The sequence below is a fragment of the Pseudomonas sp. TE4620 genome (assembly GCF_056279045.1).
The window spans coordinates 534,068-549,740 of record NZ_JBWBQO010000001.1 but is presented as its reverse complement, the minus strand read 5'-3'; the positions used below and the strand labels follow the sequence as shown (position 1 = coordinate 549,740).

Here is a 15,673-nt window from a genome sequence, read left to right as displayed (position 1 = left end):
GCGGCGGTGCGCCGCTCCTACAGGGCTCTGAATTGCTATAAGATAACCCCCCTCGAATTCGTGCCCTGCCTTGCCCCGGAGCTCCCCATGACGGCCCCAGCCGACCTCTCGCCTACCCTTGAACTGGCCTGCGACCTGATTCGCCGTCCGTCGGTTACCCCGCTGGACTTCGACTGCCAGAAACAGATGATGCAACGCCTGGGCGATGCTGGTTTCATGCTTGAGCCGATGCGCATCGAAGACGTCGACAATTTCTGGGCCACCCATGGCACCCAGGAAGGCCCGGTGCTGTGCTTTGCCGGCCATACCGACGTGGTCCCGACCGGCCCGGTGCAGGCCTGGCAGAACGATCCGTTCGATGCCCTGATCGATGCCGACGGCATGCTCTGCGGGCGTGGCGCGGCTGACATGAAAGGCAGCCTGGCCGCCATGGTAGTGGCCACCGAGCGCTTCGTCGCCGACTACCCCAACCATCGCGGCAAGGTCGCCTTCCTGATCACCAGTGATGAAGAAGGCCCGGCCCACCACGGCACCAAGGCCGTGGTCGAGCGCCTGGCCGCGCGCAACGAGCGCCTGGACTGGTGCATCGTCGGCGAGCCGTCGAGCACCAGCCTGGTCGGTGACGTGGTCAAGAACGGCCGTCGCGGCTCGCTCGGCGCCAAGCTCACGGTGCGCGGCGTACAGGGCCACGTGGCCTATCCGCACCTGGCCAAGAACCCGATCCACCTGGCCGCTCCGGCACTTGCAGAGCTGGCTGCCGAACACTGGGACGAAGGCAATGCGTTCTTCCCGCCGACCAGCTTCCAGATCTCCAACCTCAACTCCGGCACCGGCGCCACCAACGTGGTACCGGGCGAGCTGACCGCGCTGTTCAACTTCCGCTTCTCTACCGAGTCGACGGTCGAAGGCCTGCAGCAGCGGGTTGCCGCCATCCTCGACAAGCACCAGCTCGACTGGCACGTGGACTGGGCGCTGTCGGGCCTGCCGTTCCTGACCGAGCCGGGCGATTTGCTCGACGCAGTGTCGGCCAGCATCAAGGCGGTCACCGGCCGTGAGACCAAGGCATCGACCAGCGGCGGCACCTCCGACGGGCGCTTCATCGCCACCCTCGGCACCCAGGTGGTCGAGCTGGGCCCGGTCAACGCCACCATTCACCAGGTCAACGAGCGGATCCTGGCCAGCGACCTCGATGTGCTGACCGAAATCTACTACCAGACCCTGACCCGGTTGCTTGCCTGATGCTCACCTGCCCGATCTGCAGCGCCGCGCTGAGCACCCTCGACAATGGCGTGGCCTGCCCGGCCGGGCACCGTTTCGACCGTGCCCGCCAGGGTTACCTGAACCTGTTGCCGGTGCAGCACAAGAACAGCCGTGACCCGGGCGACAACCAGGCCATGGTCGAGGCCCGCCGCGACTTTCTCAACGCCGGCCATTACGCCCCGGTGGCCCGCCGCCTGGCTGAGCTTGCCGCCGAACGCGCACCCGCGCGCTGGCTGGACATCGGCTGTGGCGAGGGTTACTACACCGCGCAAATCGCCCAGGCGTTGCCCGAGGCGGACGGTTATGCCCTGGACATCTCCCGCGAGGCGGTCAAGCGCGCCTGCAAGCGCAACCCGGCGCTGACCTGGCTGGTGGCAAGCATGGCCCGGGTACCGCTGGCCGATGGCAGTTGCCAGTTCCTCGCCAGTGTCTTCAGCCCGCTGGACTGGCAAGAGGCCCTGCGCCTGCTGAGCCCCGGCGGCGGCCTGATGCGCGTCGGCCCGACCAACGAGCACCTGATCGAACTGCGCCACAAGCTCTACGATGAAGTACGCGACTACAGCGACGACAAGCACCTGGCGCTGGTCCCCGAGGGCATGCATCACGCCCATAGCGAAACCCTGAAATTGCGCCTGAGCCTTGCCGACGGCAAGGCCCGCGCCGACCTGCTGGCCATGACCCCTCATGGCTGGCGTGCCAGCGCCGAGAAACGCGCGCGCGTCATCGACCAGGCCGAGCCTTTCGAGGTCACGGTATCGATGCGTTACGATTATTTTGTGCGCCAAGACTGAGCGCACCCGGAGCCCCTATGCGCCAACCCGATATCGAGATCTACCTGAAAGACGCCGAGGTCGACCACAAGCAGATCGCTGCCTGGCTCAGCGAAGCGCTTGGCCCGTGCAGCGACTGGCAGCAGAAAGGCCAGACCTACAAGTGCAGGGCCGGTAACATTCCAGTTACCTGGTTACCGAAGGCTGTGGGCAAATGGAACAGTCTTTACCTGGAGAGCGACCAGACCCCGTGGGATGATGACATTGCCTGCGCACGCGCAGCCTTTGCCGCGCTGAACGTCGAAGTGCGCTGTGCACCGGGCAGTTGGGTCGAGGAAGAAGGTGAAGAAGATGCCGATCGCTGGATCCGCATCAGTGCCGACGGTGAAGAGGAAATCACCTGGCGGACCAGCTGAAAACTGTCTTCGAAAAGGCCCGCCCCGGTCGTCCGGCGGCGGGCCTTTTCGCTGGTGGGCCCAGGCTCGAGGCTTGTGGCCCGGCGCTTACAGACCGACTACGTCTTCTGCCTGCAAGCCTTTCTGGCCCTGAGTCAGATTGTATTCGACCTGCTGCCCCTCGAGCAGGGTGCGATGCCCCTCCCCGCGGATGGCACGGTAGTGAACGAACACGTCCGCGCCACCTTCACGCTGAATGAAACCGTAACCTTTTGCGTCATTGAACCACTTTACACTTCCAGTCTCACGAGACGACATCTGCACTACTCCGGATTTTTATTTTGGAATCGCCTTGCATGCAGAGGGGTCACGGCCCCCTGCCGACGCAGCTTGCACAAATCTCTTGCAAGCGGCGGACCGAGTATATGACACACTTAAATTAATTTTCATGACCGGGGCGCTTTTTGCTGAACTTGCGCAGATACGGCACACTAGTCGACTGAGCAAATACTCAAAAATCTCATCCAGAGCACACACCGTATGACCCGTTCCCCCTTGCGCCGCCTGATCTTCGGCGCCCTGCGTCGCCTGTTGTACCTGTGGGTTCGCTCCGAGACCATCAACCAGTCATCCTTTACCCTGAACCTGGATCGCAGCCGGCCGGTGTTTTACGCCCTGCAGTCGCCGTCGCTCACCGACCTTGCGGTGCTCGACCGCGAATGCACCAAAGCCGGGCTGCCACGCCCGGTGCTGCCGGTCGCCGTCGGCACCCTGCACGAGCCGGCAGCGTTCTTCTACCTGACCCCGGAGCCCGACTGGCTCGGCCGCCAGGACAAGCGCGGCGCCCCGCCGACCCTGGCACGGCTGGTCAACGCCATCAGCCAGCATGCCGAAGAAGACGCGCAGATCATCCCGGTCAGCGTGTTCTGGGGCCAGTCGCCGGCCAGCGAATCCAGCCCGTGGAAGCTGCTGTTTGCCGACAGCTGGGCGGTTACCGGGCGCCTGCGGCGCTTGCTCACCGTGCTGATCCTGGGGCGCAAGACCCGCGTGCAGTTCTCGGCGCCGATCCACCTGCGCGAGCTGGTGCAGCACAACAAGGGCCACGAGCGCACCGTGCGCATGGCCCAGCGCCTGCTGCGGGTGCACTTTCGCAACCTCAAGACCGCCGTCATCGGCCCGGACATCTCCCACCGCCGCAACCTGGTCAAGGGCCTGGTCCACGACCCGCTGGTGCGCCAGGCTATCGCCGATGAAGCCGAACGCGAGAAGATCCCGCTGGCCAAAGCCGAAGCCCAGGCCCTGCGCTACGGCAACGAGATCGCCTCGGACTACACCTACACCGCCATCCGCTTCCTTGAAGTGGTGCTGAGCTGGTTCTGGAACAAGATCTACGACGGCATCAAGGTCAACCACATCGAGCAGGTGCAGGGCATCGCCCCGGGCCACGAAGTCATCTATGTGCCGTGCCACCGCAGCCATATCGACTACCTGCTGCTGTCCTACCTGCTGTTTCGCAACGGCCTGACCCCGCCGCACATCGCCGCCGGCATCAACCTCAACATGCCGGTGATCGGCGGCCTGCTGCGCCGTGGCGGGGCGTTCTTCATGCGCCGCACGTTCAAGGGCAACCCGCTGTACACCGCGGTGTTCAACGAATACCTGCACACCCTGTTCACCAAGGGCTTCCCGGTCGAGTACTTCGTCGAAGGCGGCCGCTCGCGCACCGGGCGCATGCTCCAGCCGAAAACCGGCATGCTCGCCATTACCCTGCGCAGCTACCTGCGCTCCTCGCGCACGCCAATCGTCTTCGTGCCGGTGTACATCGGTTATGAACGGGTGCTCGAAGGCCGCACCTACCTGGGCGAGCTGCGCGGGGCGAGCAAGAAAAAAGAATCTATCTTCGACATCTTCAAGGTCATCGGCGCGCTCAAGCAGCGCTTCGGCCAGGTGGCGGTCAACTTCGGCGAGCCGATCCGCCTCGGCGCCTTCCTCGACCAGCAGCAACCCGGCTGGCGCGAACAGGAGCACGGCCCGCAGTTCCGCCCGGCCTGGCTCAACGAAACCACCTCGCGCCTGGGCGAGAAAGTCGCCCAGCACCTGAACGAGGCGGCGGCGATCAACCCGGTCAACCTGGTGGCCCTGGCGCTGCTCTCCACCAGCCGCCTGGCCCTGGACGAGCGCGCCCTGGCGCGGGTGCTGGACCTGTACCTGGCGCTGCTGCGCAAGGTGCCCTACTCGCCGCACACCACCCTGCCTGAAGGCGATGGCCTGGCGCTGATCAGCCACGTCAAGGGCATGGACCTGCTGGCCGAGCAAAGCGATGCGCTGGGCAAAATCCTCTACCTGGACGAGCAGAACGCCGTCCTGATGACTTACTACCGCAACAACGTGCTGCACATCTTCGCCCTGCCAGCCTTGCTGGCGAGCTTCTTCCAGAGCAGCTCGCGGATGAGCCGCGAACTGATCCTGCAGTACACCCGGGCCTTGTACCCGTACCTGCAATCGGAGCTGTTCATTCGCTGGGAGCTCGATGAGCTGGACGCGGTGGTCGACCAGTGGCTGGAGGCCTTCGTCGAACAGGGCCTGCTGCGCTTCGAGAACGGCGTGTACCTGCGCCCGGCACCGAGTTCGCGGCAGTTCGTGCTGCTGACCTTGCTGGCCCGGGCCATCACCCAGACCCTGCAGCGCTTCTACATGGCTACCGCGTTGCTGCTCAACAGCGGCCAGCACACCCTGAGCGCCGAAGAGCTGGAAGACCTGTGCGTGATCATGGCCCAGCGCCTGTCGATTCTGCATGGCCTGAACGCCCCGGAGTTCTTCGACAAGACCCTGTTCCGCCACTTCATCCAGACCCAGATCGAACAAGGCGTATTGCGCCCGGACAGCAACGGCAAACTTGGCTACCACGAAAAACTCAGCGAACTGGCCGAGGGCGCGGCCAAGCGCGTGCTGTCGGCAGAGGTGCGCCTGTCGATTCGCCAGGTCGCCCTGCAGCGCAGCGAAGAAGCCACCGAAACTGCGGTATAGGCCATACTGGCCAGTGCCTTTGGAGCAACACGAATCGAACCGCCTGGCGACCGCAACCGCGGCGCCGGCGCTAAGGAGCTACTGATGAAAAAACTGTCCCTGATCCTTCTTGGCAGCCTGCTGGCCGCGTGCAGCAGCACCCCTGAAGCCCCCAAGGCCAGCCTCGACGGCGAGGTCTTCTACCTGCAACGCATCGCCCTGCCGCCCGCCGCCACCCTGAGCGTGGCCCTGCAGGACGTGTCGCTGATGGACGCCCCCGCCGTTACCCTGGCCAGCCAGAGCGGCCCGGTCAAAGGCAATGTGCCGCTGCCCTTCCACCTGAGCTACGACCCGGCCCAGGTCAAGCCCGGCCACCGCTATGCAGTGAGCGCGCGGATCGAACTGGACGGCAAGCTGCTGTTCATCAACACCGAGCACCATGGCGTGCAACTTGATGGCAACGACCCGCAGCCGGTACGCATCAAGGTCGATGCCGTTCGTTGATTGATTGTTTTTCCTTCGTATAAGGATGCTGCCATGTTCCGCCCCGCTCTAACCTTCACCGGCCTGTGCGCCGGCCTGTTGCTGTCGGCCAGCGCCCTGGCGCTGTCGCTCGGCGACCTCTCGCAAAAAGATGCCTCCACCGGCCTCAAAGACGCCCTGACCCAGGGTGCCCAGGTAGCGGTGAAACAACTGGGTACCCCGGGTGGCTTCAGCAGTAACCCGGATGTGCGCATCGAACTGCCCGGCAACCTGGGCAAAGTCGCCAAGAAGATGAAAGCCTTCGGCATGGGCGCCCAGGTCGATCAGCTGGAAACCAGCATGAACAAGGCCGCCGAGGCCGCCGTACCGCAGGCCCAGGCGCTGCTGGTGGATGCCGTGAAGAAGATGACCGTGGACGATGCCAAGGGCATCCTCAGCGGCGGCAACGACTCGGCTACCCAATACCTGAGCAAAACCAGCCGCGAGCAGATCCGCGCCAAGTTCCTGCCGATCGTCAAGAAAGCCACCGACCAGGTCGGCCTGGCCCAGCAGTACAACAACTTTGCCGGGCAAGCAGCGACCCTGGGCGTGCTCGATGCCAAGAACGCCAACGTCGAAGGCTACGTGACCGAACAAGCGCTCAACGGCCTGTTCGAGATGATTGCCAAGCAAGAAGAAACCATCCGCCAGAACCCGGCGGCGGCAGCTACCAGCATTGCCAAGAAGGTGTTTGGCGCGCTGTAAGCGCCAGCTACAAGCTTCAAGCGGCAAGCCACAAGCAGTGTGAACAGCACCTCTTGCAGCTTGCCGCTTGTAGCTCTCAACTGCTCTTTCTGACCCTGAACCACGCCGCATACAGCGCCGGCAGGAACAACAGCGTCAACGCCGTCGCCACGATCAAGCCACCCATGATCGCCACCGCCATCGGCCCGAAGAACACGCTGCGTGACAGCGGGATCATCGCCAGCACCGCCGCCAGGGCGGTCAGTACGATTGGCCGGAAGCGCCTTACTGTCGCCTCGATAATCGCCTGCCAGCGGTCCAGCCCGGCAGCGATGTCCTGCTCGATCTGATCGACCAGGATCACCGAGTTGCGCATGATCATCCCCGACAGGGCGATGGTCCCGAGCATCGCGACAAAACCGAACGGCTGGCGGAACACCAGCAAGAACAGGGTCACGCCGATCAACCCCAGGGGCGCGGTGAGGAACACCATCACCGTGCGCGAGAAACTGCGCAGTTGCAGCATCAGCAGGGTCAGGACCACGACGATGAACAACGGCACCCCGGCGTTCACCGATTTCTGCCCGCGAGTGGAGTCCTCCACTGTGCCACCCACGTCCAGCAGGTAGCCATCGGGCAGCTCGGCACGTATCGGGTCCAGGGTCGGCAGGATCTGCTTGACCAGGGTGACCGGCTGTTCCTTGCCATAGATGTCGGCGCGCACGGTGACGTTGGGCAGGCGGTTGCGGTGCCAGATCACACCTTCTTCAAAGCCGTATTCCAGGGTTGCCACCTGCGACAGCGCCACACTGCGGCCATTGTCGGTAGGCACCGCCAGGCTCGGCAGGTTGGCAAGCTCGCTGCGCTCCTGCTGGGTACCGCGCAGGAGGATCTCGATCAGCTCGTTGTCCTCGCGGAACTGGCTGACAGCCGAACCAGTCAGCGAGCTTTGCAGGAACTTCGCCAGGTTCGCCGTGCTCACCCCCAGGGCGCGGGCGCGGTCCTGGTCGATGTTCAGGTAGACCACCTTGCTCGGCTCTTCCCAGTCCAGGTGAACGTTGACCACGTGGGGGTTCTCGCGCACCTTGGCGGCCACTTTGCGGGCCAGGGCACGCACCTGCTCGATGTGCTCACCAGTGACCCGGAACTGTACCGGGTAACCCACGGGCGGGCCGTTTTCCAGGCGCGTGACCCGCGAACGCAGGTCGGGGAACTGCTCGTCGAGGGTTGCGATCAGCCAGCTACGCAGCTGTTCGCGCTCCTCGATGGTTTTCGCCAGCACCACGAACTGGGCGAAACTCGGCGCCGGCAGTTGCTGGTCGAGTGGCAAGTAGAACCGCGGCGAGCCGGTGCCGACATAGGCCACATAGTTGTCGATGCCGGCGCGTTCCTTGAGCAGCGCTTCCAGGCGCTTGACCTGATCGGCGGTGTTGCTCAGCGAGGCGCCTTCGGCCAGCTTCAGATCGACCATCAGTTCCAGGCGCCCGGAAGCCGGGAAGAACTGCTGGGGCACGAAACGGAACAGCAAGATGCTGCCGACAAACAGCGCGATGGTCGCCACGATCACCGTCTTGCGCCGCTCCACGCACCAGCCCACCAGGCGCCGCACGCGCTGGTAGAACGGCGTGCCGTAAGGGTCAGGGCCGCCTTCGGCGGTGCCGTGCTTGGCCGCATGCAGCTTGGCCAGGTCAGGCAACAACCGCTCACCCAGGTACGGCACGAACACCACCGCGGCAACCCAGGAGGCGAGCAAGGCGATGGTCACCACCTGGAAGATCGAACGGGTGTATTCACCCGTGCCGGATTGCGCGGTGGCAATTGGCAAGAAGCCTGCGGCGGTGATCAGGGTGCCGGTGAGCATCGGGAAGGCGGTGCTGGTCCAGGCGTAGCTGGCGGCCTTGAACCGGTCGAAACCCTGCTCCATCTTGATCGCCATCATCTCCACGGCAATGATCGCATCATCCACCAGCAAGCCCAGGGCCAGCACCAACGCGCCGAGGGAGATCTTGTGCAAACCGATGCCGAAGTAGTACATGGCGGCAAAGGTCATCGCCAGCACCAGCGGAATGGCCAGGGCCACCACCAGGCCGGTGCGCATGCCCAGCGAGAAGAAGCTCACCAGCAAGACAATGGCCAGCGCTTCAACCAGCACCTGAACGAACTCGCCGACGCCGGTCTTCACCGCCGCTGGCTGGTCGGAGACCTTGCGCAGCTCCATGCCGGCCGGCAGGTTGTGGGCAATGCGGGCGAACTCGGTTTCCAGCGCCTTGCCCAGCACCAGAATGTCACCGCCAGCCTTCATCGACACCGCCAGGCCGATGGCGTCCTCGCCCATGAAGCGCATGCGCGGCGCGGGCGGATCGTTGAAGCCCCGGCGCACCTCGGCAACATCGCCGATACGGAAAGTGCGGTCACCGACCCGGATCGGGAACTGCTGGATTTGCTCGACCGTGGTAAAGCGCCCGCTGACCCGCAGTTGCAGGCGCTCGCTCGGCGTCTCGAAGAAGCCTGCGGTGCTCACCGCGTTCTGTTCTTCCAGCGCCTGTTGCACCGCTGCCAGGGGCAGGCCGAGGGTGGCCAGCTTGAGGTTGGACAGCTCGATCCAGATCTTCTCGTCCTGCAGGCCAAGCAGCTCGACCTTGCCGACGTCCTTGACCCGCTGCAACTGGATCTGCACGCGGTCGGCGTAGTCCTTGAGCACGGCGTAATCGAAACCGTCACCGGTCAGCGCGTAGATATTGCCGAAGGTGGTGCCGAACTCATCGTTGAAGAACGGCCCCTGGATACCCTGCGGCAAGGTGTGGCGGATATCGGCGACCTTCTTGCGGATCTGGTACCAGAGCTCGGGGATATCGGCCGAATGCATCGAGTCGCGGGCCATAAAGGTGACCTGCGATTCACCGGGCCGCGAGAACGAGACGATCTTCTCGTACTCGCCGGTTTCCATCAGCTTCTTTTCGATACGCTCGGTGACCTGGCGTGAGACTTCCTCGGCGCTGGCCCCTGGCCAGTTGGTGCGAATGACCATGGCCTTGAAGGTAAACGGAGGGTCTTCGCTCTGCCCCAGCTTGGTGTAGGACAGCGCGCCGACCACAGCCAGCAAAATCATCAGGAACAGCACGATCTGCCGATTGCGCAGGGCCCAGGCGGAAAGGTTGAAACCCATCGGGACTTACTCCTTGGCCGCCAGATTCACCACACGATTGGACCGGTCCACCGGACGAACCTGCTGCCCCTCCTGGAGTACATGCACGCCGGCCGCCACCACCCAGTCCGAGGCATTCAGGCCTTCGAGCACTGGCACGCTGTTTTCACCGTAGGCACCCACCCGCACCGGTACGCGCTTGAGGGTGTTGTTGGCATCGACACGCCAGACGTAGGTCTGGCCGTTTTCTGCGGTCAGCGCCGAGAGCGGCACCGCCAGGGGAATGTTCTCGGCGTGCTGGATGTACACCCGGGCGCTTTGCCCAAGCTCGGCCGGCACCTTGCCGGCGGTAAAGGCGATGCGCGCAGCGAAGGTTCGCGAGCGCGGGTCGGCCGAAGGCGACAGTTCGCGAATCCGGCCATTGAAGCGTTGATCCGGTTGCGACCAGAGCTCCACCGCCACCGTCTGGCCGACCTTGAAGCGGCCAAAATTCTGCTCAGGCAGGCCGATCAGCACTTCGCGCTCGCCATCGGCGGCCAGGGTGAACACCGTCTGCCCCGCAGCCACCACCTGGCCCACCTCAACCTGGCGCTTGGCGATCACGCCGTCCTGGGACGCGCGCAGTACGGCATATTCTGCCTGGTTGCCGGCGACGTCGAACTCGGCGCGCACTTGCTTGAGCCGGGCCAGGCCAGCACGGTAGAGGTTTTCGGCGTTGTCGTATTGCGAATGGCTGACCATCTGCCGGTCGAGCAGGGTCTTGTAGCGGTCGCGCTCGGCCTTGACCAGGTTCAGGTTGGCTTCGGCAGCGGCCAATTGGGCACGGCTGGCTTCCAGTTGCAGGCGCACATCCTGGGGGTCGAGTTCGGCCAGTGGCTGTTCGGCCTTGACCCGCTGCCCCTCCTCGACCAGGCGCTTGCTGACCTTGCCACCGATGCGGAACGCCAGCTCCGGCTCGAAGCGCGCACGCACCTCGCCGGGGTAGCTGTCGGCGGCGGCGCTGGCCGGCTGCGGCTGCACCACCATGGCCGGACGAAGGGAAGTCTGCGGTGCGCTTTCCTGCCCGCAGGCAGCAAGCAACAGCACGAGACCAACGGGCAAAGCGAGGGGCAAGGCATGGCGCAACATGATGGATGACCTTTCGCGAATGGCGCTTTGAATATTTATACTGGCGGGTATATTAAATCAGGGAACCGGAGCGGGGAAGCAGGCCTGCGCGAGAAATCCCATATTTACGCCGGGAGCAGCGCGTCGATTTTTGCCCGCCGAAATGCCGGTCGCGATGTACCATGTGCACTTACTGGAATATGTAACTTTTCACTCATGCCCAAAGTCACCGCTGCTACCGGCCCCGGCCGGCCCAAGGACCTGGCAAAACGCCAGGCCATTCTCGAGGCAGCCAAGGCGCTGTTTCTAACCCTTGGCTATGCCAACACCAGCATGGATGCGGTCGCGACAGCGGCAGGTGTGTCAAAACTCACGGTCTACAGCCACTTTACCGACAAGGAGACGCTGTTCTCTTCGGCAGTGGTCGCCACCTGCACGGCGCAGTTGCCCGAGCTGATTTTCGAGCTTCCTGAAGGGGTTCCGCTGGAACAGGTGCTGCTGAAGATCGGCCGCGGCTTTCAGGCGCTGATCAGCAGCGACCTGTCGGTCAAGCTGCACCGGCTGATCATGGCCCTGGGCAATCAGGACCCGAAACTCAGCCAGATCTTCTTCGAGGCCGGCCCGTTGCGGGTGCTGCACGAGATGGAGGCGCTGCTGCGCCAGGTGGATGCCCGCGGGCTGCTGCGCATTGAATTGCCGGCCAACGCCGCCGAGCACTTCTTCTGCCTGCTCAAGGGCGCGGCCAACTTCCGCCTGTTGCTCGGCTATGCCCCGGCGCTGGATGCCGAGGCCTCCGAGGCCCATGTGCAAGAAGTGGTGGCGCTGTTCATGCGCGCTTACCGACCTTAAGCCTTGAGGGCTTTTTTCGGATAGATGTCGTAGCGGCTGGATTTGCCTTCCAGGCAGTGGCTGGGCTTGGGCCCGTCGATGATCGGCGCCTTGCGCGGGCGCTTGACCACCACCCGGTGGCTGGCCAGGGCCAGGGCGGCTTCGAGCAGCGCCGGGGCGTCGAGGTCGTCACCAACCAGCGGGCGGAACACGCGCATTTCCTTTTTTACCAGGGCGCTCTTGTCGCGATGAGGGAACATCGGGTCGAGGTAGATCACCTGCGGCGGCTCACCCTGCCAGGTGCGCATACGCTCGATGGCATTGCCGGTGAGCAGTTGCATGCGCGCAACGATCGGGCCCACCTCGGCATCGCTGCGGGCGCGGGCCAGGCCGTCTTCGAGCAAGGCCGCGACCAGCGGCTGGCGCTCGATCAGGGTCATCTGGCAACCGAGGCTCGCCAGCACGAAAGCGTCCTTGCCCAGCCCCGCCGTGGCATCGAGCACCTGCGGGCGCACGCCCTGGGCGACGCCCACGGCCTTGGCGATCATCTGCCCGCTGCCGCCGCCGAACACCCGCCGGTGCGCCGCCGCGCCTTCGACAAAATCCACCCGCACCGGCCCCGGCGCCTGCGCACCGAGCTGCTGGATCTGAAGGCCATCGGCGCCGATCTGCACGGCAAAGCCTGCATTGTCATCGCTCAGCGGCAATCCCAGACGCCGCGCCCACTCGCCAGCCTGGGCCTGATAATCGGCCGTCAATGCCTCGACCCGGATGCCGCCGTCAGCCAGTTGCTCCACCATCAAATCCTGTACTCAAAAAAATTAAATGATCGTCGGCCGCGGCCGATATACGAAGTATTCGCTATTTTGCCAGACCAGCACCCTCTGCGACTGCCATGACCGACATTCTTCAGCTCAACTCAGGTTATATCTCGCCCGTCGGCGACTATGGCCGGCACAATACCCAGGCACTGGGCGGCGTCAGCCACCTGTGGCAGGATTTTTTTGCCCGCGCCCTGGCTGAGCAGCAAGGTCAGGAGGACGCGGCCAAGGCCGTGGCCACCGAGCAGTTCGACAAGGTCACCGGCGAGCCGCTGGGCGGCAGCCAGGTGCTGGCGCAGATCCACAACCAGCGCCTGTGCGATGTGCACGACACCGAACTGGCCCCGCCAGAGCCGCTGTTCCTGCCGATCGCCGAGCTTGAGCCGGAGCTGCTGGAAAAACTCGCGCCGCCGTTCAGCGCCGCCGAACTCATCGAGCAACAGCGCCAGCTGGATATCAGCAACACCTGGGTACGCCCGGTAGTCATGAGCCAGGGCCACCCGCTGCCCGAACCCGGCCCGGCACCACAGGCCAAACCGTTGTACCTGCCGATCGCCGAATTCGAGATGGACCTGCTGGACAAGGCGCCGGAGCCCTTCGACGACGCCACCATGGCCGTGCAGCAATCGCAGCTGGACTTCGACAACCGCTGGGCTCGCCCGGTGGTGCTGAACAACGTGCGCATCGCCGCCTGAGCCTTAGCGGCAGATCTGCCAGAAGCCCATGTCCAGGTGAAAGTGATTGCGATGCGCGGCGTTGTACTCAGGCCCCAGCACCGTGTTGAAACTGTCGCAGGCACTGGCGTGCACATCCCTTAAAAACTTCGCTTTGACGCCCTCGCCCGGCCAGTCCTTGAGCAACTGGATACGCTGCCCGTCCGCCAGGCGAAAGCCGGCGATATCCAGGGCATTGGCCGTGGCGTGCTGGCTCAGGCGGCCATTCTTGCGGTTGTACATGTTGCGACAGGCAAAGCTGCCCAGGTGATCGACCTGCACCACCGGCTGGGCAAAGGCGCGCTGTGCCGCCGGTTGCAGAGCGTGGCGCTCGAACAGCGCATAAGCCACCGCCAAGGGGCAACTGGCGAGAAAGCTGCTGCTCAGGCGCACCGACGAGCCTTCGACGCGCACCACGTTTTCCAGGGGGCACGGCGCATTGGCGGGGCTGTCGGCCTGCTTGCGGTAGCGCAGGCTGGAGGTGGCCAGGGCCTGCTCGCACAGCTGCGGATCATCCTCAAGGCGGCCCAATTTATACGGCGTAAGCAAGTTCGGCGGCTGGCGCACATCCAGCACCGCCCAGGGGTTCCAGGCATCCGGCAGATGCCAGCCCAGGCGCCAGGCAGCACCCAGTGCAACGAGCAGAATCAGACACAGTACCGCGAGCAATCCTTTGCGCATGGTCGATCAGCGCCTGAACAACTGGTTGAGCTGGTCGAACGACAGCGCCTGGTCGGCGTAGTCAAAACAGCCTTGATCATGAATCTGCTGCGCAGCGTTGAAAAACGCCCCATAGGCGGCCCGCGCCAGCGATGAGCCGACGCTGATGCGCTTGACCCCCAGCGCTTGAACGTCGGCAAAACTCAAGCGCACACCGCTCAGGCCCATCAGCACATTGACCGGCTTCGGCGCCACCGCCTGGACCACCCGACGGATCTCCTCGGCCGTACGCAAGCCCGGCGCATACAGCACATCGGCACCGGCTTCGGCGAAGGCCTGCAGGCGGGCGATGGTGTCGTCCAGGTCCATGCGCCCGTGCAGCAGGTTTTCCGCGCGGGCACAGAGCATGAACGGAAAGTCCAGGCTGCGCGCGGCGGTGACGGCCGCCTCGACCCGCTCCACGGCGTGATAGAAGCTGTAGATTGGCTCGTCGGCATTGCCGCTGGCATCCTCGATCGAGCCGCCCACCAGGCCAATGGCGGCGCCCTGCAGGATCGCCTCGGCACAGCCCTTGGGGTCGTCGCTGAAACCGTTCTCAAGGTCGGCAGCCACCGGCAATGCCGTGGCATCGACAATGGCGCGGGCATTGACCAGGGTTTCATCCAGGCTCATCGCCCCTTCGGCATCTGGCCGCCCCAGGGAGAACGCCAGGCCGGCGCTGGTGGTGGCCAACGCCTCGAAGCCGAGGCTGGCCAGCAGCTTGGCCGAGCCGGCATCCCAGGGGTTGGGAATGACAAAGGCGCCATCGCGCTCATGCAGGGCTTTGAAGGCTTCGGCACGCAGGGTTTGCACATCCATGATCTCGGCTCCCAGGCAGGCGGCAGGACGCGCTCAGAGCAGGCCGAGTTGTTCGGCTTCTGGCGTGCGGTCCAGTTCAGGCAAGGCCGCAAGCCCCGGCAGGCGCTCCATCAGGCCTTGATGAAAACGCCGGGCCAGGGCGGCGGCCAGGCGGTTGTCGGCAGTATGCAGGAAAACATAGGGGCTGCGCCCCTCCTCGATCCAGGCCGCGACCTTGTCCAGCCACGGCAGCAGAAACGGCTCGTTGGCGGCCAGCTCCGGGTGGCCGATGAAGCGGATCTGCGGGTGCTGGGTAAAGGCGGTCGGGCGAGGCGGCACGCGCGGCTTTTTCGACTGGGCGTGGAGCACCTCGGGCGTCTGTGAAGTACAACTGAACAACGCGCGAGGGTCGAGACAGATGCGCTCCACACCACGCTCAAGCAGCAGGCGGTTGAGTAGGCGCTCTTCCTCGCCCTTGCTGAAGAATGCCGCATTGCGCACCTCCACGGCGATGGGCACGCCAGCTTCGTCGATAAAGCTCACTAGCTCGCTCAGGCGCGCCGGGCCGAAGGTTGCCGGCAACTGCAGCCAGTACGGCGCAACCCGTGCGCCAAGGGGCTTGAGCAATTCGATGAAGGACTGGGCGGCGGCCAGTTGAGCGTGCAGGTCACCGCTGTGGCTGATGTCGCCGGGGAACTTGGCGGTGAAGCGAAAGTGCGCCGGCATCAGCTGCGCCCAGCGTTCGATGGTCGCCGGTGCCGGGCGGGCATAAAAGGTGGTGTTGCCTTCTACGGCATTGAAGACCTGGCTATACAGGCCGAGGAAGTCGCTGGTTTTAGCCTCGGCCGGGTACAGGTACTCGCGCCAGGCGTTTTCACTCCAGGACGGACAACCGACAAAATAGGGCAGCGTGGACAGACTCATC

General features: G+C 64.5%; 15 protein-coding genes. 8 read left to right on the top strand and 7 right to left on the bottom strand.

Features of this window, described 5'->3' with window-relative positions; translation table 11 throughout:
• Window positions 1-87: 87 nt before the first annotated feature.
• The 3 genes from dapE to ACZ9A3_RS02570 are packed head-to-tail and all read left to right on the top strand — an operon-like array spanning window position 88 to window position 2,446.
• On the top strand, window positions 88-1,239 hold the full coding sequence (gene dapE, locus ACZ9A3_RS02580; RefSeq protein WP_010224867.1) for a succinyl-diaminopimelate desuccinylase: 1,152 nt from the start codon (window positions 88-90) through the stop codon (window positions 1,237-1,239).
• The gene (locus tag ACZ9A3_RS02575) at window positions 1,239-2,051 is read left to right on the top strand and encodes a putative RNA methyltransferase (RefSeq protein WP_093386699.1); all 813 of its coding nucleotides are present in this window, start codon (window positions 1,239-1,241) and stop codon (window positions 2,049-2,051) included. The genes dapE and ACZ9A3_RS02575 overlap by 1 nt, the downstream gene beginning before the upstream one ends.
• A 17-nt stretch (window positions 2,052-2,068) precedes the next feature.
• On the top strand, window positions 2,069-2,446 hold the full coding sequence (locus tag ACZ9A3_RS02570) for a hypothetical protein (RefSeq protein WP_093386702.1): 378 nt from the start codon (window positions 2,069-2,071) through the stop codon (window positions 2,444-2,446).
• Window positions 2,447-2,533: 87 nt separating this feature from the next.
• On the opposite strand, the gene ACZ9A3_RS02565 is transcribed toward ACZ9A3_RS02570, so the two are convergent.
• The gene (locus tag ACZ9A3_RS02565) at window positions 2,534-2,743 is read right to left on the bottom strand and encodes a cold-shock protein (RefSeq protein ID WP_038996759.1); all 210 of its coding nucleotides are present in this window, start codon (window positions 2,741-2,743) and stop codon (window positions 2,534-2,536) included.
• A 222-nt stretch (window positions 2,744-2,965) separates the two neighbouring features.
• Between ACZ9A3_RS02565 and plsB the strand changes: the two genes are divergently transcribed.
• The 3 genes from plsB to ACZ9A3_RS02550 all read left to right on the top strand — a co-directional run bounded on the left by plsB (window position 2,966) and on the right by ACZ9A3_RS02550 (window position 6,658).
• Entirely contained in the window at window positions 2,966-5,452 is a 2,487-nt protein-coding gene (gene plsB, locus ACZ9A3_RS02560) for a glycerol-3-phosphate 1-O-acyltransferase PlsB (RefSeq protein ID WP_045193647.1), read from the top strand.
• Between the two features lie 84 nt (window positions 5,453-5,536).
• The gene (locus tag ACZ9A3_RS02555) at window positions 5,537-5,935 is read left to right on the top strand and encodes a YbaY family lipoprotein (protein WP_038996762.1); all 399 of its coding nucleotides are present in this window, start codon (window positions 5,537-5,539) and stop codon (window positions 5,933-5,935) included.
• Window positions 5,936-5,968: 33 nt separating this feature from the next.
• Window positions 5,969-6,658, top strand: coding sequence for a DUF4197 domain-containing protein (locus ACZ9A3_RS02550; RefSeq protein ID WP_433886320.1), 690 nt, complete (start codon window positions 5,969-5,971; stop codon window positions 6,656-6,658).
• 76 nt (window positions 6,659-6,734) lie between these two features.
• On the opposite strand, the gene ACZ9A3_RS02545 is transcribed toward ACZ9A3_RS02550, so the two are convergent.
• Both ACZ9A3_RS02545 and ACZ9A3_RS02540 read right to left on the bottom strand, forming a co-directional pair.
• On the bottom strand, window positions 6,735-9,803 hold the full coding sequence (locus ACZ9A3_RS02545; RefSeq protein ID WP_045193649.1) for an efflux RND transporter permease subunit: 3,069 nt from the start codon (window positions 9,801-9,803) through the stop codon (window positions 6,735-6,737).
• A gap of 6 nt (window positions 9,804-9,809) precedes the next feature.
• Window positions 9,810-10,910, bottom strand: a complete 1,101-nt coding sequence (locus ACZ9A3_RS02540) for an efflux RND transporter periplasmic adaptor subunit (protein ID WP_045193650.1) — start codon at window positions 10,908-10,910, stop codon at window positions 9,810-9,812.
• Between the two features lie 195 nt (window positions 10,911-11,105).
• Between ACZ9A3_RS02540 and ACZ9A3_RS02535 the strand changes: the two genes are divergently transcribed.
• Window positions 11,106-11,738: a TetR/AcrR family transcriptional regulator gene (locus ACZ9A3_RS02535; RefSeq protein WP_045193651.1), complete on the top strand. Its 633-nt coding sequence runs from the start codon at window positions 11,106-11,108 to the stop codon at window positions 11,736-11,738.
• Here the strand turns inward: ACZ9A3_RS02535 and ACZ9A3_RS02530 are convergent.
• Window positions 11,735-12,517, bottom strand: coding sequence for a class I SAM-dependent methyltransferase (locus ACZ9A3_RS02530; protein WP_045193652.1), 783 nt, complete (start codon window positions 12,515-12,517; stop codon window positions 11,735-11,737). The genes ACZ9A3_RS02535 and ACZ9A3_RS02530 overlap by 4 nt on opposite strands.
• 95 nt (window positions 12,518-12,612) lie before the next feature.
• Here ACZ9A3_RS02530 and ACZ9A3_RS02525 point away from each other — a divergent pair, with 95 nt between their 5' ends.
• On the top strand, window positions 12,613-13,233 hold the full coding sequence (locus tag ACZ9A3_RS02525) for an energy transducer TonB (RefSeq protein ID WP_258596791.1): 621 nt from the start codon (window positions 12,613-12,615) through the stop codon (window positions 13,231-13,233).
• A 3-nt stretch (window positions 13,234-13,236) separates the two neighbouring features.
• Here ACZ9A3_RS02525 and ACZ9A3_RS02520 read toward each other — a convergent pair whose 3' ends face one another.
• The 3 genes from ACZ9A3_RS02520 to ACZ9A3_RS02510 are packed head-to-tail and all read right to left on the bottom strand — an operon-like array spanning window position 13,237 to window position 15,672.
• Window positions 13,237-13,932, bottom strand: coding sequence for an extensin-like domain-containing protein (locus ACZ9A3_RS02520; RefSeq protein ID WP_093386713.1), 696 nt, complete (start codon window positions 13,930-13,932; stop codon window positions 13,237-13,239).
• A gap of 6 nt (window positions 13,933-13,938) precedes the next feature.
• Window positions 13,939-14,769: an isocitrate lyase/PEP mutase family protein gene (locus ACZ9A3_RS02515; RefSeq protein ID WP_213602233.1), complete on the bottom strand. Its 831-nt coding sequence runs from the start codon at window positions 14,767-14,769 to the stop codon at window positions 13,939-13,941.
• Window positions 14,770-14,802: 33 nt separating this feature from the next.
• Window positions 14,803-15,672 carry a DUF72 domain-containing protein gene (locus tag ACZ9A3_RS02510; protein ID WP_045193655.1) on the bottom strand — a complete coding sequence of 290 codons (870 nt, stop codon included), beginning with the start codon at window positions 15,670-15,672 and terminating at the stop codon, window positions 14,803-14,805.
• Window position 15,673: the final 1 nt, after the last annotated feature.

Coding starts and splice junctions, on each gene's coding strand:
- dapE (WP_010224867.1), top strand. CDS start 88: ATGACGGCCCCAGCCGACCTCTCGCCTACCCTTGAACTGGCCTGCGAC.
- ACZ9A3_RS02575 (WP_093386699.1), top strand. CDS start 1,239: ATGCTCACCTGCCCGATCTGCAGCGCCGCGCTGAGCACCCTCGACAAT.
- ACZ9A3_RS02570 (WP_093386702.1), top strand. CDS start 2,069: ATGCGCCAACCCGATATCGAGATCTACCTGAAAGACGCCGAGGTCGAC.
- ACZ9A3_RS02565 (WP_038996759.1), bottom strand. CDS start 2,743: ATGTCGTCTCGTGAGACTGGAAGTGTAAAGTGGTTCAATGACGCAAAA.
- plsB (WP_045193647.1), top strand. CDS start 2,966: ATGACCCGTTCCCCCTTGCGCCGCCTGATCTTCGGCGCCCTGCGTCGC.
- ACZ9A3_RS02555 (WP_038996762.1), top strand. CDS start 5,537: ATGAAAAAACTGTCCCTGATCCTTCTTGGCAGCCTGCTGGCCGCGTGC.
- ACZ9A3_RS02550 (WP_433886320.1), top strand. CDS start 5,969: ATGTTCCGCCCCGCTCTAACCTTCACCGGCCTGTGCGCCGGCCTGTTG.
- ACZ9A3_RS02545 (WP_045193649.1), bottom strand. CDS start 9,803: ATGGGTTTCAACCTTTCCGCCTGGGCCCTGCGCAATCGGCAGATCGTG.
- ACZ9A3_RS02540 (WP_045193650.1), bottom strand. CDS start 10,910: ATGTTGCGCCATGCCTTGCCCCTCGCTTTGCCCGTTGGTCTCGTGCTG.
- ACZ9A3_RS02535 (WP_045193651.1), top strand. CDS start 11,106: ATGCCCAAAGTCACCGCTGCTACCGGCCCCGGCCGGCCCAAGGACCTG.
- ACZ9A3_RS02530 (WP_045193652.1), bottom strand. CDS start 12,517: ATGGTGGAGCAACTGGCTGACGGCGGCATCCGGGTCGAGGCATTGACG.
- ACZ9A3_RS02525 (WP_258596791.1), top strand. CDS start 12,613: ATGACCGACATTCTTCAGCTCAACTCAGGTTATATCTCGCCCGTCGGC.
- ACZ9A3_RS02520 (WP_093386713.1), bottom strand. CDS start 13,932: ATGCGCAAAGGATTGCTCGCGGTACTGTGTCTGATTCTGCTCGTTGCA.
- ACZ9A3_RS02515 (WP_213602233.1), bottom strand. CDS start 14,769: ATGGATGTGCAAACCCTGCGTGCCGAAGCCTTCAAAGCCCTGCATGAG.
- ACZ9A3_RS02510 (WP_045193655.1), bottom strand. CDS start 15,672: ATGAGTCTGTCCACGCTGCCCTATTTTGTCGGTTGTCCGTCCTGGAGT.